22 protein-coding genes and 1 pseudogene are annotated in these 17,960 nt (G+C 64.2%); 13 read left to right on the top strand and 10 right to left on the bottom strand.

Features of this window, described 5'->3' with window-relative positions; translation table 11 throughout:
- The first annotated feature begins 2 nt into the window (after window positions 1–2).
- Window positions 3–3,236 (top strand): efflux RND transporter permease subunit, encoded by a 3,234-nt coding sequence (locus ACI6S0_RS25900; protein ID WP_434406010.1) that lies wholly within the window; start codon window positions 3–5, stop codon window positions 3,234–3,236.
- A gap of 70 nt (window positions 3,237–3,306) precedes the next feature.
- Here ACI6S0_RS25900 and ACI6S0_RS25895 read toward each other — a convergent pair whose 3' ends face one another.
- Window positions 3,307–3,711, bottom strand: coding sequence for a MerR family transcriptional regulator (locus ACI6S0_RS25895; protein ID WP_188084240.1), 405 nt, complete (start codon window positions 3,709–3,711; stop codon window positions 3,307–3,309).
- Between the two features lie 35 nt (window positions 3,712–3,746).
- Here ACI6S0_RS25895 and ACI6S0_RS25890 point away from each other — a divergent pair.
- Window positions 3,747–3,848: pseudogene (locus tag ACI6S0_RS25890) on the top strand (Cu(I)-responsive transcriptional regulator); the annotation flags it as partial.
- Window positions 3,849–3,894: 46 nt separating this feature from the next.
- On the opposite strand, the gene ACI6S0_RS25885 reads toward ACI6S0_RS25890, so the two are convergent.
- Genes ACI6S0_RS25885 through ACI6S0_RS25875 form a run of 3 tightly spaced genes read right to left on the bottom strand, consistent with a single transcriptional unit; the run spans window position 3,895 to window position 5,294 of the window.
- Entirely contained in the window at window positions 3,895–4,077 is a 183-nt protein-coding gene (locus tag ACI6S0_RS25885) for a DUF1289 domain-containing protein (RefSeq protein ID WP_188084241.1), read from the bottom strand.
- A 10-nt stretch (window positions 4,078–4,087) separates the two neighbouring features.
- On the bottom strand, window positions 4,088–5,008 hold the full coding sequence (gene dmeF, locus ACI6S0_RS25880) for a CDF family Co(II)/Ni(II) efflux transporter DmeF (RefSeq protein WP_188084242.1): 921 nt from the start codon (window positions 5,006–5,008) through the stop codon (window positions 4,088–4,090).
- Window positions 5,009–5,018: 10 nt separating this feature from the next.
- Entirely contained in the window at window positions 5,019–5,294 is a 276-nt protein-coding gene (locus ACI6S0_RS25875; RefSeq protein ID WP_188084243.1) for a metal/formaldehyde-sensitive transcriptional repressor, read from the bottom strand.
- Between the two features lie 107 nt (window positions 5,295–5,401).
- On the opposite strand from ACI6S0_RS25875, the gene ACI6S0_RS25870 reads away from it, so the two are divergent.
- From ACI6S0_RS25870 to arsH, 6 genes are read left to right on the top strand one after another with little or no spacing between them, the layout of a single operon-like run.
- A complete protein-coding gene (locus ACI6S0_RS25870; RefSeq protein ID WP_237366403.1) occupies window positions 5,402–5,734 on the top strand; it encodes an ArsR/SmtB family transcription factor in 333 nt (110 codons plus the stop codon).
- A gap of 11 nt (window positions 5,735–5,745) precedes the next feature.
- On the top strand, window positions 5,746–6,273 hold the full coding sequence (locus ACI6S0_RS25865; RefSeq protein ID WP_237366402.1) for an arsenate reductase ArsC: 528 nt from the start codon (window positions 5,746–5,748) through the stop codon (window positions 6,271–6,273).
- A complete protein-coding gene (gene arsC, locus ACI6S0_RS25860) occupies window positions 6,273–6,704 on the top strand; it encodes an arsenate reductase (glutaredoxin) (RefSeq protein WP_188084246.1) in 432 nt (143 codons plus the stop codon). Before ACI6S0_RS25865 ends, arsC begins: the two co-directional genes overlap by 1 nt.
- Window positions 6,701–7,777: an ACR3 family arsenite efflux transporter gene (arsB, locus tag ACI6S0_RS25855; protein ID WP_188084247.1), complete on the top strand. Its 1,077-nt coding sequence runs from the start codon at window positions 6,701–6,703 to the stop codon at window positions 7,775–7,777. Before arsC ends, arsB begins: the two co-directional genes overlap by 4 nt.
- Complete coding sequence (arsN2, locus tag ACI6S0_RS25850) at window positions 7,774–8,205, top strand: arsenic resistance N-acetyltransferase ArsN2 (RefSeq protein ID WP_188084248.1); 432 nt, start codon at window positions 7,774–7,776, stop codon at window positions 8,203–8,205. Before arsB ends, arsN2 begins: the two co-directional genes overlap by 4 nt.
- Window positions 8,205–8,945 (top strand): arsenical resistance protein ArsH, encoded by a 741-nt coding sequence (gene arsH, locus ACI6S0_RS25845; RefSeq protein WP_188084249.1) that lies wholly within the window; start codon window positions 8,205–8,207, stop codon window positions 8,943–8,945. The genes arsN2 and arsH overlap by 1 nt, the downstream gene beginning before the upstream one ends.
- A gap of 23 nt (window positions 8,946–8,968) precedes the next feature.
- On the opposite strand, the gene ACI6S0_RS25840 is transcribed toward arsH, so the two are convergent.
- Window positions 8,969–9,385, bottom strand: a complete 417-nt coding sequence (locus ACI6S0_RS25840; protein WP_188084250.1) for a MerR family transcriptional regulator — start codon at window positions 9,383–9,385, stop codon at window positions 8,969–8,971.
- A 235-nt stretch (window positions 9,386–9,620) separates the two neighbouring features.
- On the opposite strand from ACI6S0_RS25840, the gene ACI6S0_RS25835 reads away from it, so the two are divergent.
- Together ACI6S0_RS25835 and ACI6S0_RS25830 are read left to right on the top strand one after the other, a co-directional pair.
- Window positions 9,621–9,827 carry a mercuric ion transport protein, MerT gene (locus ACI6S0_RS25835; RefSeq protein ID WP_313326436.1) on the top strand — a complete coding sequence of 69 codons (207 nt, stop codon included), beginning with the start codon at window positions 9,621–9,623 and terminating at the stop codon, window positions 9,825–9,827.
- Window positions 9,820–10,047 carry a GDCCVxC domain-containing (seleno)protein gene (locus tag ACI6S0_RS25830; RefSeq protein WP_281391464.1) on the top strand — a complete coding sequence of 76 codons (228 nt, stop codon included), beginning with the start codon at window positions 9,820–9,822 and terminating at the stop codon, window positions 10,045–10,047. The genes ACI6S0_RS25835 and ACI6S0_RS25830 overlap by 8 nt, the downstream gene beginning before the upstream one ends.
- Window positions 10,048–10,222: 175 nt before the next feature.
- Here ACI6S0_RS25830 and ACI6S0_RS25825 read toward each other — a convergent pair whose 3' ends face one another.
- Window positions 10,223–11,455, bottom strand: coding sequence for a tyrosine-type recombinase/integrase (locus ACI6S0_RS25825; protein WP_313326435.1), 1,233 nt, complete (start codon window positions 11,453–11,455; stop codon window positions 10,223–10,225).
- Window positions 11,456–11,457: 2 nt separating this feature from the next.
- Window positions 11,458–12,705: a hypothetical protein gene (locus ACI6S0_RS25820; protein ID WP_188084253.1), complete on the bottom strand. Its 1,248-nt coding sequence runs from the start codon at window positions 12,703–12,705 to the stop codon at window positions 11,458–11,460.
- Window positions 12,706–12,856: 151 nt separating this feature from the next.
- Here ACI6S0_RS25820 and ACI6S0_RS25815 point away from each other — a divergent pair, with 151 nt between their 5' ends.
- The 3 genes from ACI6S0_RS25815 (at window position 12,857) to ACI6S0_RS25805 (ending at window position 15,201) form a co-directional block, all read left to right on the top strand.
- Window positions 12,857–14,023 (top strand): hypothetical protein, encoded by a 1,167-nt coding sequence (locus ACI6S0_RS25815; RefSeq protein WP_015449224.1) that lies wholly within the window; start codon window positions 12,857–12,859, stop codon window positions 14,021–14,023.
- A gap of 96 nt (window positions 14,024–14,119) precedes the next feature.
- Window positions 14,120–14,518: an antitoxin Xre-like helix-turn-helix domain-containing protein gene (locus ACI6S0_RS25810; RefSeq protein ID WP_015449223.1), complete on the top strand. Its 399-nt coding sequence runs from the start codon at window positions 14,120–14,122 to the stop codon at window positions 14,516–14,518.
- Window positions 14,518–15,201: an RES family NAD+ phosphorylase gene (locus ACI6S0_RS25805; RefSeq protein WP_313326431.1), complete on the top strand. Its 684-nt coding sequence runs from the start codon at window positions 14,518–14,520 to the stop codon at window positions 15,199–15,201. Before ACI6S0_RS25810 ends, ACI6S0_RS25805 begins: the two co-directional genes overlap by 1 nt.
- A 44-nt stretch (window positions 15,202–15,245) precedes the next feature.
- On the opposite strand, the gene ACI6S0_RS25800 is transcribed toward ACI6S0_RS25805, so the two are convergent.
- The 3 genes from ACI6S0_RS25800 to ACI6S0_RS25790 form a co-directional block, all read right to left on the bottom strand.
- Window positions 15,246–15,596, bottom strand: coding sequence for a hypothetical protein (locus ACI6S0_RS25800; RefSeq protein WP_017183653.1), 351 nt, complete (start codon window positions 15,594–15,596; stop codon window positions 15,246–15,248).
- Window positions 15,597–15,660: 64 nt separating this feature from the next.
- Window positions 15,661–16,674, bottom strand: a complete 1,014-nt coding sequence (locus ACI6S0_RS25795) for a ParB/RepB/Spo0J family partition protein (protein ID WP_313326430.1) — start codon at window positions 16,672–16,674, stop codon at window positions 15,661–15,663.
- 47 nt (window positions 16,675–16,721) lie between these two features.
- Window positions 16,722–17,924, bottom strand: coding sequence for an AAA family ATPase (locus ACI6S0_RS25790; RefSeq protein WP_017183651.1), 1,203 nt, complete (start codon window positions 17,922–17,924; stop codon window positions 16,722–16,724).
- Between the last annotated feature and the right edge of the window lie 36 nt (window positions 17,925–17,960).

Genomic DNA, 17,960 nt, shown 5'->3' with positions numbered 1-17,960 from the left:
CCATGATCGAACGCATCGTCACCCTTGCGGTCGAGCGCCGCTGGTTCGTCCTGCTGCTCACCGCCATCGCCGCCATCATCGGCGCCGCCTCGCTCTATCGGCTCCCGATCGACGCGGTGCCCGACGTCACCAACAACCAGGTCCAGATCAACGTCCGCGCGCCGGCGCTGTCGCCTGAGCTGATCGAGAAGCAGGTCACCTTCCCCGTCGAGACCGCGCTGGCCGGCATCAAGGGGCTGGAGAGCACAAGGTCGCTGAGCCGCAACGGGTTCGCCCAGGTCACCGCGGTGTTCTCGGATGCGACCGACATCTATTTCGCGCGAGCACAGGTCGCCGAGCGCATCAACGACGCCAAGGAGCGGTTGCCCGACGGAGTCACGCCCGAGATGGGCGCGATCGCGACCGGGCTCGGCGACATCTATATGTGGACCGTCCGCTATCAGGATCGCGGGCACGAGCAACATAAGCCGGGCGAGCCCGGCACCCAGCCCGACGGCAGCTACATCACCCCCGAGGGCGACCGGCTGGTGAGCGAGGCCGACAAGGCGACCTATCTCCACACCGTGCAGGAATGGATCGTGGCGCCGCAGGTCAAGTCGGTCGCCGGGGTCGCAGGGGTGGATTCGCTCGGCGGCTACGACAAGGAATATCTCGTCGTTCCCGACGTGCAGAAACTCGCCGCGCTCAAACTGTCCCTGAGCGAACTCGCCACCGCGCTCGACGCCAACAACAGCGCAATCGGCGGCGGCATTGTCGATCGCAACGGCGAAGGCCTGGCGGTGCGCGCCGATGCGCGCATCGTTAGCACCGCACAGCTCACCAACACTGTCATTGCCACGCGCGAAGGCACGCCGATCCTGCTCGGGCAGGTTGCTGCGGTGCGGTTAGGCCAGGCGATCCGCCTGGGATCGGCGTCCGAGGCCGGGCATGAAGTGGTCACCGGCACCGCCGTGATGCGGATCGGCGAGAACAGCCGCACCGTCTCGACGGGGGTCGCCGAAAGGCTCGAACGGATCAGCCCGTCGCTGCCGCCGGATATCGTCATCGAGCCGGTGCTCGACCGCACCGACCTCGTCAACGCCACCATCTCGACGGTCGCCCGCAACCTCGCCGAGGGCGCGCTGCTCGTCATCGTCGTGCTGTTCGTGCTGCTCGGCAGCTTTCGCGCGGCGCTGATCGCGGCGGCGGTGATCCCGATCACCATGCTGCTGACCGGGTTCGGCATGCTCCAGGCCGGTGTCTCCGCCAACCTCATGAGTCTCGGCGCGCTCGACTTCGGGCTGATTGTCGATGGCGCGGTGATCATCGTCGAGAATGCGCTCCGGCGCATCGCGGAGCGCCAGCACCATCTCGGCCGGCCGCTCGATCGCGGCGAACGCCTCGCCCTGGTGGCGCAGGCCGCCCGAGAGATGATCCGCCCGTCGGTCTTTGGCCAAGCGATCATCATCCTCGTCTATGTGCCCTTGCTCACCCTCTCGGGCGTCGAGGGCAAGACCTTCGAGCCTATGGCGCTCACCGTCATCATGGCGCTGCTGTTCGCGTTCGTCCTGTCGCTGACATTCGTGCCCGCCGCGATCGCGGTCTGGTTGAGCAAGCCGGTCGAGGAAAAGGAAGGCCGGATCGTCGGCTGGCTGCGTCGTCGCTACGAGCCGGGGCTCGATCAAGCACTGCGGGCGCCGAGGCGCACGTTCGGCGTTGCGCTCGCTGCGCTGGCGCTGGCCGGCGCCGGCTATGCGACGCTCGGCCAGGAGTTCCTGCCGCAGCTCGACGAGGGCAATGTCCTGGTCCAGGCGTTCCGGGTGCCCGGCACCTCGGTCGACCAGAGCCAGAGAATGCAGTTCCAGATCGAGAAGGCGCTGTCCGGCATACCCGAGGTCCGGGTCGTATTCTCGCGCACCGGCACGGCCGAGCTCGCGTCTGATCCGATGCCGCCCAATGCCACCGATACGTTCGTGATGCTCAAGCCCCGTGGCGAGTGGCCCGATCCGGGCGAGACCAAGGCCGATGTCGTCGAGCGCATCGAGCAGCGCCTAGCGCAAGTACCCGGGCACAGTTACGAGATCACCCAGCCGATCCAGATGCGGTTCAACGAACTGATCGCCGGCGTGCGCAGCGATGTCGCGGTCAAGGTGTTCGGCGACGACTTCGCGCAGATGAACGATACCGCCGACAGGATCGCTGCGGTGCTGCGGCGCACGAAAGGCGCTGAGGACGTCAAGGTCGAGCAGACCGAAGGGCTGCCGATGCTCGACATCGCCTTCAACCGCGATGCGGCCGCGCGACTCGGGGTGACCGCCAAGGACGTGCAGGACGTGGTCGCCGCGGCGGTCGGCGGCCGCCCGGCGGGCGTGATCTTCGAGGGCGACCGGAAGTTCCCGATCGTGATCCGCCTCTCAGACACCGAGCGCGCGAATTTCGCGACGCTCGGACAGACTCCGGTGCCGACGCCCTCGGGCGCGTTCGTGCCGCTCGCCAGCGTCGCCGACATCGGCGTCGCCGACGGACCCAACCAGATCAGCCGCGAGAATGGCAAGCGCCGGGTGGTCGTCCAGGCGAATGTCCGCGGCCGCGACGTCGCCGGCGTGGTCGCCGATGCGCAGGCGGCGATCGCGAAGGACGTGCGCCTTCCCGCAGGCATCTGGCTAGAATGGGGCGGTCAGTTCGAGAATCTCGCCTCGGCGCGTGATCGTCTGATGCTCGTCGTGCCCGCCTGCTTCGCGCTGATTCTGCTGCTCCTCTACGGCGCGCTCGGCAGCGCGCGCGACGCCGCGATCGTGTTCACCAGCATACCGCTGGCGCTGGTCGGCGGCGTAGCTGCGCTGATGCTGCGCGGCATGCCGTTCTCGATTTCGGCGGCGGTCGGGTTCATTGCGCTCTCCGGCATCGCGGTGCTCAACGGCCTGGTCATGGTCACCTCGATCCAGGACCTAATGCGGGCCGGCATGGACCGTGCCCGCGCCAGCCGCGAGGGAGCATTGCTCCGCTTGCGACCCGTGGCGATGACCGCGCTGGTCGCCTCCCTGGGGTTCGTGCCGATGGCGCTTGGGCACGGCGCCGGAGCGGAGGTCCAGAAGCCGCTCGCGACCGTGGTGATCGGCGGGCTGATCTCGGCTACCTTGCTGACTCTGTTCGTGCTGCCGACGCTCTACGCCCGATTCGGTCGACGCGAGCTGGCGGCCTCGAACGTAGCGCACGCCGAGGATCTGCTTCCGCGCGATCCGCTGCCCGCTGAATGACGAGGGAAAGTCGGGTAGCCGTCAAACTACAATGACCGGAAGCTAAAGGTGATGGAGGAACTGGTCCGGATCACAGCGCTGCGAGGGTTTCGAGCAGCGGGCAACCGGCATGGCTGCCCGCCTCGCAGGCGGCGACGCTGTCCGTGAGCACGTCCGCCATGCGCTCGAGGTCGGCGATCTTCGCGCGCACATCGCGCAGGTGCGCCTCCGCGAAAGCTTGCGCCTGCGCACATGACGCTGACCCTCCAGCGGCGAGCGTGAGCAAAGCCCGCACCGTTTCGATGGAGAACCCAAGCTCGCGCGCTCGCCGAACGAACGCGAGGCGCCGCACGTCGTCGCGGTCATAGGCACGGTAGCGGCCCCGGCGCTCCGGTACAGGCAACAGGCCAATCCGTTCATAGTAGCGGATCGTTTCGATGTTGCAGCCAGTGCGGCGCGAGAACTCGCCGATCGGGATCCTCTTGGATGCAGTCATGGTCGCGATTAGCACTTGAGTCTGTAGTGACTACAGATGCGCTTAACGCAATGCGCGATGCATTGCTGGACCTGGCTAAAGCTTGCCACGGCAATGAGCGGCCCGAATGTCCGATACTTGCACGTCTGGCTTCCTGAGCTGATCTCACAGGCCAGTAGATCGCTGTGAGCGCAGCGAGCCCACTCACTCGTGCGGAGCGCGTCCTGCCAACTTCGCGAGTCGGCGCGGAAGGTCGGCAGCGATCTTGCGTTGTTGTTGAGGTTGCGCCTTCTTCCATGCCCGACATTCGAGTTTGGATCTGCCGCACCCCCGACACCAGCCGGTCGAGCCGTCGAATCTGCACAAGTCTATGCACGGGGACTTCACGTGGGCACCTTCAATGGCATTCGATCGTCAGGTGCTTCAGTTCATGGACAGGGACGAGCCGGTCACGGATGACACCAGCGTGGATTCCCGCACCGCCGACAACACCGACGATGGCGGCATGGGCTTCGGGGCCGACGCGCCACACATGGAGATCGGCAATACGCACGTCGCCCGGTCCCTCAACGAGATCCTGTATTTCCTCGGCAACGTGATTGTCGGTCGAATCAAGGAGGACTGAAGCGGTATCTCGCATCAGGCTCCAGGACCAGCGAGCGATCACCACAGCTCCGACGATACCCATGACAGGGTCCATCCACACCCAACCAAGATAGCGACCTGCCAGCAGGGCCGCGATCGCCAGCACGGAAGTCAGGGCGTCGGCGAGCACATGCACATAGGCAGAGCGGAGGTTGTTGTCGCCGCCATGGGCATGATGGTCGTGTACATGATCGTCATGACCGTGATGGTGGTGGCTGCCCGACAACAAAAATGCGCTGAGGATGTTCACGCCTAGCCCGATCACTGCAATCAGGGTCGCCTCGCCGAACGCAACCTTGATGGGCTCGAATAGGCGCAGGATTGATTCAACACCGATCCCCAAGGCGATCAGGCCAAGCACCAACGCCGAGGCGAAGCCCGCCAGGTCGCCGACCTTGCCGGTTCCGAAGCTAAACCGCCGGCTCGATGCACGCTGCTTGGCATAGGCATACGCAATCGCCGCGACACCCAGCGCGCCGGCATGGGTCGCCATATGGAAGCCATCGGCCAGGAGTGCCATCGATCCGGTGACATACCCGGCGAATATTTCGCCGGTCATCATCACAGCCGTCAGCACCACCACCCACAACGTCCGGCGTGCATTGTCGTCGTGGGCGGCCCCCAGATACACATGGGCGTGCGTGAAATCGTCAATATCGCGTAAAGTGGTCATTATCTCGGCTCTATTTCGCGTAGCGGCGTATCACCGCGATCAGTTCTTCAGCTCCTGCGGCACGTTCTGCGGCCGTAAGGTCGGGGTCCGCCACATGGTCTCGGACATGCTCTTCTATAATCTCGTCCATCAGCCCATTGATGGCGCCGCGCGTCGCTGCGACGAGATGCAGCGTCGTCGTGCAATCCGCATTGGCCGTCAGCGCTTTTTCGATCGCCGCGACTTGGCCTGCGATGCGGCGGACCCGCTTCAGGAGTTCGTCATTGCCTTCATTCAAATGTCCCATAGGATACCCCCCTACCCTATGTAGCGCGTCGCTACCACCGTAATCGACTTGGATTGGGCTATCAAAATTGCCTGGTGTTCTTCCTACATATCTATCATAGTGGATATATGGAATCAGAGAGAGCTATTACGGCGCTGGGAGCGCTCGCCCAGACAACGAGGCTCGATGCCTTTCGTCTGTTGGTGCGGCATGAGCCGCACGGTCTCGCCGCAGGTGAAATTGCGCGTCAGTTGGGAGTTCCCCAGAACACCATGTCGGTGCATCTCGCGACGCTTGCGCGCGCCGGGCTCATTCGCTCGGAACGGCGCAGCCGCATCATCAACTATCGCGCCGATCTCGACCAGTTGAAGGCGCTTACCCTGTTCCTCGTCAAGGATTGCTGCGGCGGCAAGGCGGAGCTTTGCGAACCGCTGATCGCCGAACTCGTCCCCTGCTGCTGATGGAGCCCATCATGTCCGATCGCATCTTCAATATTCTCTTCCTGTGCACCGGTAACTCGGCCCGCTCGATTCTCGCAGAAAGTGCGTTGAACCAGCTCGGCGACGGGCGCTTCCGCGCCTTTTCGGCCGGCAGCTTTCCCAAGGGTGCGGTCAATCCCGACGCCATCGCGCTGCTCGACCGGATCGAGTATCCAACCGAGGGCCTGCGCTCGAAGAGCTGGGAGGAGTTTTCCGGAGCCGACGCGCCGGTCATGGATTTCGTGTTCACGGTCTGCGACGACGCCGCCGGCGAGACCTGCCCCATCTGGCCGGGCCATCCGATGACGGCGCACTACGGCATCGAGGATCCAAGTCACGTCCAGGGCACGCCGGTTGAACGCGAGCGGGCATTCGTCACTGCGCTCCGTTACCTCGAAAACCGCATCAAACTCTTCATCGCCCTGCCGTTCGATCGGCTCGACGCCTTGGCATTGCGCACGCATGTCCGCGAGATCGGCCATGGCGAAGGGGCGAGCAGCCGCCGGGGGGATGCCGCTTGATGTCCGTCGATATCGTGATCTACCACAACCCGGAATGCGGCACGTCGCGCAACACGCTGGCGATGATCCGCAATGCGGGGATCGAGCCGCATGTCGTCGAATATCTGAAGACGCCGCCATCGCGGCCGATGCTGGTGTCCCTCATCGAACGCATGGGGATCGGCCCGCGCGCGCTGCTGCGGGAAAAGGGGACGCCCTTCGCGGAGCTTGGCCTGGGTGATTCATCGCTCGGCGACGACCGGATCATCGATGCGATGATGGAGCATCCGATCCTGATCAACCGGCCGATCGTGGTCTCACCGCTCGGGGTGAAGCTCTGCCGCCCTTCCGAAGAAGTCCTCGACTTGCTGCCGAGCGAACAGCGCGGGGCATTCACCAAGGAAGACGGCGAGCGCGTCGTCGATGACAGCGGCCAGCGGGTCGCGTCATGAACGCCACCACTGGTCAAGCGTTGGCGCCGGCGAAGCCGGCGATCAGCACATTCGAACGCTATCTCAGCGTTTGGGTAGCGCTGTGCATCGTCGTCGGCATCGCGCTCGGCTATGCGCTGCCCGGCCTGTTCGCGGTGATCGCATCCGCTGAGGTCGCCAGGGTCAACCTCGTGGTCGCCGTGCTGATCTGGCTCATGATCATCCCCATGCTGCTCAAGATCGATCTCGGCGCGCTCGGATCGGTCAGGCAGCACTGGAAGGGCGTCGGGGTGACGCTGTTCATCAACTGGGCGGTGAAGCCCTTCTCGATGGCGCTGCTCGGCACGCTGTTCCTCGGGTGGCTGTTTCGGCCGCTCCTGCCCGCGGCCGATGTCAGCTCCTATATCGCCGGCCTGATTCTGCTGGCCGCCGCCCCCTGCACCGCGATGGTGTTCGTCTGGTCCAACCTCTGCGACGGCGACCCCACCTATACGCTCAGCCAAGTCGCGCTGAACGACATCATCATGGTGTTCGCTTTTGCGCCCTTGGTGGGCCTGCTGCTCGGCGTCGCGTCCATCACTGTCCCATGGGGCACACTGCTGATCTCGGTGCTGCTCTACATCGTGGTGCCGGTGATCGTCGCGCAACTGATCCGCCGCGCGGTGCTGTCATCGGGCGGGCAGTCAGCCCTTGACCGGCTGCTGGCGCGGCTAGGCCCGGTGTCGCTGGTCGCGCTGCTGACGACGCTCGTCCTGCTGTTCGGCTTCCAAGGGGAGGCGATCATCGCCCATCCGCTGGTCATTGCGCTGATCGCGGTGCCGATCCTTATTCAGGTCTATTTCAACGCCGGGCTTGCCTATTGGCTGAGCCGCCGGTTCGGTGTCGCTTGGTGCGTGGCCGCGCCGGCGGCACTGATCGGCGCCTCAAACTTCTTCGAACTGGCTGTCGCTGCCGCGATCAGTCTGTTCGGGCTCAACTCGGGCGCGGCACTGGCGACCGTGGTGGGCGTCCTGGTCGAGGTTCCGGTCATGCTGTCGGTCGTCAAGATCGTGAAGGCGACCCGGCCCTGGTACGAGCAACGTGTGCCGGAATGATCGCGAGTTTGCTCAATGCAGAGTCGCTATCCGACCTGACGGCCGAACTTGCTGCCGCCGGCCTGCCGACCAGCGATCTTGCCGAACCAGATCGTCGCTTCTTTCGATTCGAGGACGTCGCCGGCATCATTGGCTATGGCGGCATCGAAGGCGATGGGCCTGACCGGCTGCTGCGATCCCTGGTCGTAAAGCCCGAGCGACGTGGCGCAGGTTTGGGCGCTGCCATCCTCGGCGCGATCGAGCAGGCGGCAACCGATAACGGTGTCGCTGCCCTCTATCTGCTGACCACCACGGCTGAACCATTCTTCCGACGGCACGGCTATAAAACCGCCGAGCGCGCCAATGCGCCCGCCGCGATCGCCCGGTCGGCCGAGTTTCGAACGCTCTGCCTGGCGAGCGCGGCCCTTCTCTCCAAACGGATTGCCTGATGTCGCGTCTTCGAACCCTTGCCGACCCCGATTATGTGCCAGCGCTCGATCGCGACGTGGTTCGCCCTGATCTGGCGGCCGGCCTTGGCTCGCTCGACCATCCGCCCCGGATCCTTCTTCTCTACGGTTCGCTCCGTGAGCGTTCATTCAGCCGACTCGCGGTCGAGGAAGCGGCCCGGCTGCTGATCTTTTTCGGTGCGGAAGTGCGTATATTCGATCCCTCCGACCTGCCATTGCCCGATCAAGTGAAGGGCGACGATCATCCAGCCGTCCACGAATTGCGCCAGCACGCCTTGTGGTCCGAAGGCATGGTCTGGTGCAGCCCGGAACGGCACGGCCAGATCACCGGCATCATGAAGGCGCAGATCGACCATCTGCCGCTGGAGTTCGGTGGCATGCGCCCGACCCAGGGTCGGACGCTCGCAGTCATGCAGGTGTCGGGCGGCTCACAGTCGTTCAACGCGGTCAACACGCTACGCCTGCTAGGCCGCTGGATGCGCATGTTCACGATCCCCAACCAGTCGAGCATTGCGATGGCCTGGAAGGAGTTCGACGAAGCCGGCAGGTTGAAGTCGTCGAGCTATTATGACCGCATCGTCGACGTGATGGAGGAACTGGTCCGGTTCACCGTGCTGACCCGTGGCCACGCCGATCAGCTCGTCGATCGTTATTCCGAGCGCAAGTCCGCGGCTGCCAAGCGCGACGCCGCACACGACCTGGCATCACAATCGATCGCCTGACCTAATCCCGACAACCTCCGGATCTAACGCGCTTCCGAAGTGCAAAGCGTTTCCAGCAAGGGACAGCTCACGGTGTCGTCCGCCTCGCAGGCGGCGACGGTGTCGCCGAGCACTTGCTCCATGCGGCGAAGGTCGGCAATTTTCACGCGGACATCCCGCAGATGCTCGCTCGCCAGATCACGCGCCTGCGCACATGAGGCAGCGCCGCCGTCGGCAAGCGCCAGCAGCGCCCGCACCGAGTCGATTGGGAAACCCAGTTCGCGCGCACGTCGCACGAACGACAGGCGCCGCACATCCGACGGTCCATAGGCGCGGTATCGACCACGGCGCAGCGGCACCGGAAGCAGGCTGATGCGCTCATAATAACGGATCGTCTCGATGTTGCAGCCCGTGCGCTGCGACAGTTCGCCAATCGGGATGGTGGTGCGAGATGTCGTCATCTTCAAAATACCGCTTGAGTCTGTAGTAGCTACAGACGCTAGGACAAGATCCAACAGCTCTCAAGGGGTCGCCATGTCTGAACCTTCTGCCACCCCCCGTTCGCCGAAGGGATTGGGAACCGCGTCTCTCACTCTCGGCGGGATCGCAGCCGGTTTCGGCGTCGCGGCGTGCTGCGCCCTGCCAATGCTGCTGGCTTCGGTTGGCATCGGATCGGCATGGCTCGCCGGAATCGCTATGACCGCGCTACCCTATCGCGTGCCGCTGCTCGGGATAGGCGCATTATGCCTGGTTGCAGGCGCCGCACTTCTCATACGTCAGCAAGCCGTCGCTGCCCGCTGCGCACCGGGCGGCCTATGCACCTCTCTCGCCACGCGCCTCATCACGCTTGCCGGCCTGCTGATCGGTGCCGCGCTCCTCTGGCTGGGCTATGCCTATGTCTGACATCACCCCGGAGCTAAGTTCGACGATCACCTGTCCAGAGTGCGGCACGGTGAAGACCGAGCAGATGCCAACGAACGCCTGCCAGTTTTTCTATGATTGTTCGGACTGCAACGCCGTGCTCCGGCCCAAACCCGGCGATTGCTGCGTGTTCTGTTCGTATGGAACCGTTCCTTGTCCACCGATCCAGATCGAAGGCAAGGGCGCAGGCTGTTGCAGCTAGTTTCCGGTGTTGTCGTGGACGATGTTTAATTAGAATAAAGGATCGAAGCGAAGCGGCCTGCACGCAATTTGTGTCGAGGTGGCAGCCAGACACTTCGCTGAGCGTCAGAAGTGGCTGAGTCGATTTCAGGGGTACGCGGTACCCCCGGTCTTGACCGCACGGGGGGGCAATCTGGTCATCCCAGCTTGCCCATCAGCCTTCCAGCCGCGCCCGCCTCAGCGGCGAGATTGCGGTTGTAGGCGAGTGGCATACGCGGGCTCTTCCAGCGTAGCGCGTCCATGATCCCGGCGAGATCTTCGCCGCTCGCGAACAGGTCCTGGTTGAGGCCAACCCGCGTCGAGTGCGCGCTGATTCCCTTGAGCAGCCGGGCAAGATCGTCCGCCGTCAGATCGACCAGCGCGGCACGGTCGAATGCCCGCTGGATCATCGACCGGTAGATCGGGCCAACCGAGGCGGGATGGAGAGCCCCCTCCCCCACATCATACTCGACCCGAGCCGGCACGGCAGGTGTCGACAGTGTTTTGCGCAAATCCCACGTCTCGCGGCCCGAAATGCTGTCGATCTTACGCCCGCGCAGCGCAGCCCGCGCCTTGTAGCGCCGCACATTCACCCGGCGGAACACTGGTCCTGCCTTGATGCCGGCGGCTTCCAGCCACGCCGCGATGGCCCGCACGGTGCGCGGGCTCAGAAACGCGGTCGCCCCCTCCCCCTCCTGATCGCCCTTGCTGCGCGGAATGCTGAGCAGCCGCGCGTCGGGATCGATCGCCTCGACGATATGCTCGACCTCGATCGCCACCAGCTCGGAGGCGCGCAGTCCAGTGTCATACCCTGCCGAGAGTAGCGCACGATCGCGCAGGCCTGGCAGATCTTCAGCGCAGCTCTCAAGCAGCGCTCGCACATTGAGCCCGCGGGGTTCGTCGCGCTCGACATTGCGCACCGGCCCCTTGAAGCGCAGCGGCCGCGCCTGCTTCTGCGCGGTGCCGAGGCGGCGACGGATCGCCTGCAGGCGCAGCTTCACCAGCGACGCCGACGTCGGATCTTTCAGATCGAGCAGCTGATGGATTTTGGCGATCGACGCCTTGTAGCGGCCGAGCGAGGCCGGTTTGCTACCCTTTCCTGCCCGCGCGTCAAGATAATCGGCGACCACTTCGGGCGTCGCCGGCAGCGCGATCCGATGCGTCCGCCGGCACCACGCATCAAACGCCTCGATATCTGATTTCAGCGCGCGGAGGCTGTGGGGCGAGGAGGCCGCCTGGTAGGCGGCGATCAGCGACTCATTGATGACGATGCGCTCGCCCGCGCGCATCTGCACGACCGTCCACGCGAGATCGACAGCGTCGGCCACAGCCGGAAGTGACGTCTCCGACGGAGGCGGCACAGGCAACGGTGTTCCTGCATCCTCGGTCATGGCTACCGCTTCGCCATCTCTAGAATTTCGGCGAGCGTGAAAGGCTCGTGGCCATAGACGCTCGCCAACCCGTTGAAGGCGTCGACGGCGACCTGCTGCAGCACCTCTGTCTCGACCGAGGTCAATGTCGCTTCAAATTGGTAGGACGGCTCAACCGCGGCGAAACCATCCTCACCGAAATCGAACGTCCCAGGCGGCCACCACGAGCCGGCCAGACCGTTGACCCCCAATCGCATATGGATCGGCAGCGCGCCGCCATGATCGAGCGCGAGCGTCGTGTTGCGCTTCAGAAAATCCAGCCAGTGCTGGAAGAAATATCCGGTCGCGAGCGTGATCCGGCTATCCCGATCGAACAGGAATCCGCCCGCAACGCCCCAGAACTCGCCGGTCTTCTCGAACCACTGGGTAACGGCAACGGTCGGCGCAACGCCTTCCTCCTCCGTGCCCGGCCAGTAAATCGCAGTGCCGCCCCGGCTTGTACCAAAGCCGAGTGATCGGGCGTCCGCCATCAGGTCGGGATGCCCCTCACTACTCGCAAGCGACCGCTTCGCATCCGCATTGGCCGTCCATTTGGACGGGATCAGACGCGCGTAGCCCGGGAAGTGATCCTTCCAGCGGTATCTGCTCGATCCATGACTGGGGTGGGTAACGATCTGCGGCTCGGCCCGATCGAACCAGAGATCGGCGTCGCCGGGAAAATGCGGCTGCCAATGCACCGCCTCGGGGAGCGGCGCCGGGAGCTGTTCCAGCGACAGCTTCAGGGCGGCCGCCAGCTGCTTGGCCAGCTCGCCGCGTACGCGGCGCAGCTCGGCGGTATCCGCGCCGACGGGAAGACAGAAGCCGATCGGCCCGCGCCGTCCGCGCATATCGAACGGCAGCTTCTCGAGCGTCGCGCCCTCGAACGCCGTATTCCAGACCTGGATGACGCGGTGCTCGCTCAGTGCCCGGTTGGCATACCCCATCTCGAGCAGGACGTTGGGGTTCGCGCAGGCCTTGCCGCTGGCGGACACCGCGATTGGCGTCACGTCGCCGACGAACACAGCGGCTTCATCGATCTTGCGGAGAATAGTCGCAACAATGTCCGGTGTGCCGGCGACACCCTGCGTGTCGGAGGTCAGGCTCGGCCGATCGGCTTCCTCGACGTCGGCCGCGAGCATCGTGATCGCAGCATCGAGCGCAAAGCGGACAACTTCTCTAGTGACGCGCCCGTCGAGATCGCTCTGCCATGACCAGAAAACCGTCTTTTCCACGCGTGATCGCCCTTCATTTCTCGCGACGCTTCATAGCCGACCTTATAGAGAGGCGTCAAACATGGACATGTGATAACTGCAATTATCACATGTTCATTTACGGACCCTCCGAGCAGTTGTGCAGTATTTTGGCATTCACTACACATTCGGCATGGAGCGCTTCCATCCCCTCGCCGCCGACACCGACGCTCCGCCCGAGGCGCTTGGCCAGGCGCAGGCGGAATGCGCGCTCGCGCTCGGCCGCCTCGACGGGCTCCTCACCGGCCTCACCGATACCGAAAAGCGGCTGTTCTGCGTAGGGCTGCTGCGCGAGGTGCTCCTCTCGGCCTTGGCGCAGGCGGGATTTGCTGACGCCGAACACCGGTTCAACGCCTGGTTCGCCGGGCTCGATCGCGGCCCCCAAGAGACGCCCCTCACCGCCTGCTCCGCCTATGCCGTGGTCCGCGCCCTGCTGGGCGAACTCAGCCATCATCCGTGGGAACCGCTTGCCGACGCCGCGCAGACCATCGCTCTGGCCGCTCGCTTCGGGGCCGACCGCCCGATGCAAGCCGAAGATGCGCTGGCGGAGGAGGCGATCGGCAGAGCGATCACGCTGGTGAAACAGGCCGGCGCGGATGACGAGATTCCCCTGCCCTTCGCGGGTCTGGCGCGCCTTCACGCGCTGCTGCACGCCGATCCGCTGTTCGCGCCGCTGGAGCGCGCGGTGCAAATCCGTTCGCTTGGGAACCGCGCGGTGGCGATCGAGCAGGCCGCCCCGCGCACACCGCTCTGGGCGGTCGATGCCTCGCTGGGGCGGCTGCTGGCCGCGTGCGGCGCGTGGCAACTTGCCCTCCCCTGCCCCGGCGCGGTGACCGCCGAAACGCTTCAGCCGCAGCTCTGGCCTGGCGAACGCGCCATTGTCTCAGCGCGAACTCTCCACGCCAGCGCTACCCGGCTTGCAGAGCTGGTCGCGAAAGCGCGACGGCGCGCGGCGCTGATGCGCGAGCAGCTGGGGCACCTGCGCTCGAGCGCGCGGGCACCGCAGGTGTGGATCCTGCTCGCTGGTTTTGCGCCGCTCGGGCTCGATCAGATGACCTCGGCGTTCGGGATCAGCCGGCGCGGCACCTATGCGATCGGCGACGCGCTAGTCACAGCGGGCCTCGCGCGGCGCGCGAGCATCAAGGGCAAGGTTCTGCTGGTCGCCGAAGCGCCGCGAAGGGATCGGTTGTCGGCACCCCTGGACCACGCTCTCGCGCTCCCCCATCCGGCGCTCACCGAGTTCGACGCGGCGATGGGCGAGATCGACCGGCTGCTCGCCGGCAGTTCTGGCCATCCCTGACGCGGCCTCGCGCGCATTAGGCGTGTATGAAAACTGATCTCCTCTTGACGTTATGTACAGATATCATACATAGACAGAGAAAGAAGGAGATGGCCAATGGCCACAGCTGCCCATTCCGGCGTCCCCGCCAAAGCGCCTAGCCGCAAGGACCTGAGCGGTCCGGCGCTGCGCACCTTTTTCCGCATTGCCGACGCCTGGGGCCTTAAGGAAGCCGAGCAGATGAAGCTTCTCGGGCTCGACAGCCGCTCGACCTTCCAGACCTGGAAGCGCGGCGCCGTCGCGGCGATTCCCAAGGATGCGCTGGAGCGCATCTCCTATGTCATGGGGATCTACAAGGGGCTGAAGATGCTCCTGCCCCGTACCGCCAACGAATGGGTACGCAAACCCAATGAGGCGCCGCTGTTCGCCGGACGCCCGGCGATCGAGCGGATGGCCTCGGGCAATGTCGCCGATCTCTACGTGGTGCGCCAATATATCGACGCGCAGCGCGGCTGATGGATGCTATTGCGACGACGCAAGTGCGGTGGCAACCGTGCTATCGGATCGTCGCAAGCCGGTTCCCGCCCATATCGCTGTTTGAAGACGTCGCGGATCCGGCCGATTTAGAAGCGGTCTATGCGATCGAGGCGATGACCAACGACCGGCTTCGCGACGAGGTCGGGGACCTTGCGCTCGTCCCATCGGAGGACCGCGTATCGGGACCCGGGACATCGGCAATCATGGCAGCGTTCACCCACCTCAATCTTGATGGCAGCCGATTCTGTGACGGCAGTTTCGGGTTGTTCTATGCTTCCAACACCATCGAGACTGCGGTTGCCGAGACGAGCCATCACCGAACCCGCTTCATGGCGTACACCCACGAACCGGCGCAGGAACTCGACATGCGCGTCTACGCGGTCGACTTGGACGCCATGCTCCACGATATTCGCGGCCTGCGCGATGAACGCCCTGCCCTCTACGCCCCGGACAGTTATGCCGCCGGCCAGGCGCTTGGCCGACACCTGCGTGAGCAAGGTTCGGATGGCATCGTATACCAAAGCGTGCGCGACACCGACGGCGAGTGCGCCGCGGTGTTCCGCCCTCGCCTACTCGCAAACTGCCGACAGGAGCGGCACCTGTGCTACGTTTGGGATGGCCGGGCGATTGTCACCGTCTACGAGAAGAAGACATTCACCTGAAGGTCCTGGGGACAAGCTAGCCTTTCGGCATCGAGTGACGCCTGTCAGGAATAGACCCCGGCAGCCATACGATCGAGATCTTCCATGACGATATCGATATCGCCATTCGCAACCAATTCCGCAGCCGTTTTCCCAACTCCAGAAAGGGGTTGATGCTTGAACCAGATAACCGCCTTGCCTTCTTCGCCTGCGAGCTCTGCCGCTCGCGTTATAACTCGGGCTATTTCCTCCAGTTTAATCTGCACGGTCGGGGCGGAGGGATACAGAGTCATGGCCTTACGATCCAGGCGAGCAACGCGAGCCAAATGCGCCATGGAGAAGCGCAGGCGCTCCGCCAGACGACGGGGCGCGATGATCTCATTCTCGCGAATGTCATCCTGGAAGGCTGCAGTCATTGGGCAGTCCATATTCAACATGTGAAGACAAAACTCTCACATCTCAGAACCGCTGAAGATTGTCCTAGCTCCAATGCTGATCGAGCAGGGCTTTCAACGCGGCCTCCGCTTCAGCCCGCGTACCACCGGCATGCGGAAGCAGGGTGAGCTTGAGACCCTTACGATCCACCGCCTCCACTTTCAGCAATGGTTTCCCCCCTTCGGACACGATCGTTTCTGGCTTTCCTGACTTCTTGGGGGATCCTGACCTCTTGGGGGGATCGGCGGCCAGAGCGAGAGCGCGTATGATATCGGGAACCGGCATCGGTGCTGCGCGGTCGGACTGCACCTGAGCGAGACGCCCCGCCTCGGCGAACACACGCTGCCGCCGGTCCTCCGGTTTCAAGAGAGGCTTGATCGCGGTGACATGCTTGATCCTGAGATCCTGTGGGATGGCAAAGGCCGCCATCAGTTCTGCCGGCAGTCGGGCAAGGTCGAGATAGCGGCTGAGCCAGCTTTCCGTGACGTTGATCCGCTCGGCCATGACCTTCTGGCGACCTTCATAATAGGCGTCGAGCGCGCGCAGATAATCGCGCGCGCGCTCCAGATCGCTAAGGTCGTCGCGCGCCCGGTTTTCCAGGTCCGCAAGCCGGAAAGCCTCTTCGTCGGTAAGGCTGCGGATATCGACGAGAAAGCGGAAATCCGGATAGTTGTGGGCGCGCAGCCAACTGATCGTCCAATGCCGGCGCGCGCCACAAATCACCTCGAAATCGAAGGCAGGGTCGTCCTTCACGCGGCGAACGATGGCGGGCATTTCCTGTTTACCCTGCGCCTTGATGCTCTCGATGAGATCGGCGCACCGCTCCTCGTTAAGCAGCGCATATTCGCGGTTATGGCCGACCCACATCCGGCAGCGTGCCGGATCAACGAGTTCATGGGTGCGTGAGACGACACTGCCCGTCGCCAATTCGGCAAGTCGGCTTTCTCGACCCGCCAGGACGCTCGCACCGATGCCAGGGCGCCGCGCCGCTGGGGCTTGCGCCCCCGGGTCGATTCCGGCGACCAGATCAGCCGCGAAGTTGGCGTTTTTCTTGCTCATCATCCACCCCTTCTACCCGGAATTGCACCGGTGCAATTTTGCTCGCATCAGGCGAGGCCCTCCTTGCGCAAGCGCGCCAGATGGCTGGGCCACATCGACCGGATGTCGACCTCGATTTCACTGTTCACGCCGTCGAGATAGGCGAGGCAGCGGTTGCGCACCGCCGAACTGGTGACAGGTCCGTCAAGCTCATAGACGGTCATTAGCCGCGCCGTCGCATTGTCGATTTCCGCCGAATCCTTGAGCGGTGTGCGCACGATCGCGTGGCCGAAAAGGGTCCGCATCAGGTTCAGCAATTCCTTCTGCATCGACTTGTTCTCGTCAACCTTGGAGGCGACGAAGCGCAGAAACTGCAGCGACGGGGCCAAGCCGCGATCAGCCAGGGTCTCGATGGTCTCGTCGAGCATGGCGAGGAAGGCTGCAGTCGACGAGAAGTCCATTACCGTCGGCGGCACCGGCACGACCAGCGCATTGGCCGCACGCAGCACCGAAAGCGAGATCGCACCGAGCGCCGGCGGCGGGTCGAGAACAACGACATCAAACCGATCGGCTATGCTCGCAATGCCTTGTGCCATGCGATCGATCAAGTTCCCCTGCCCGCGCGCCATACGCGCCGCGATTTCATATTCCGACTGGAACAACCGGAGATTGGCCGGGACAAGCTCGAGGCCGTCGAAGTGAGTCTTGCGCAGGGCGTAATCGAGCGACTCCATGTCGTCATGCCGCAAGAACGGATAGAGCGTGTCCTCCTCGGTTAGGTCGAGGTCGGGAACATAGCCGAACAGGGTCGTTGCCGACGCCTGGCTGTCGCAATCAATGAGGGCCACCCGGTAGCCCTTGATCGCGAGATATTGGGCCAGATGCACCGACAGGGTCGATTTCCCGACCCCGCCCTTGAAGTTCTGCACCGCGATGACGCAGCAGGGGTCGGTGGCAGCCCGCCAGGGCCGGGTGCCGAACAATCCCCGCATGTCGTTGAGCTGCGCCAGGGTATAACCGACGCGCCGATTATTTTCGGTTCGCGGAGGCGGCGGCAAGCGGCCGTCCTTCTCGGCCTCGCGAATGGCCGCCGCGGTCCGGCCGACCAGTTCGGCCGCTTTACCGATCGGGAAGGTGGGCTCGCGCCGTTCGTCCGCCCGGGCGCTACGCGCAGAGTCGCGGAGCCGCTCGAGAACAGAGCTGGTCCGTTGTGCAAGCGTTGAGACGGACAGCAGATCCTGCGTGCCCTCAATATCGAGTGATGCAGCCAAGAGAGGCCCCCTTGCGAAACTGTAGGGGGCATAGCT

Source organism: Sphingobium sp. DN12 (genome assembly GCF_051058005.1).
In the GTDB taxonomy this organism is placed as follows: Bacteria; Pseudomonadota; Alphaproteobacteria; order Sphingomonadales; family Sphingomonadaceae; genus Sphingobium; species Sphingobium yanoikuyae.
This window is presented reverse-complemented; position numbering and strand designations above follow the sequence as displayed.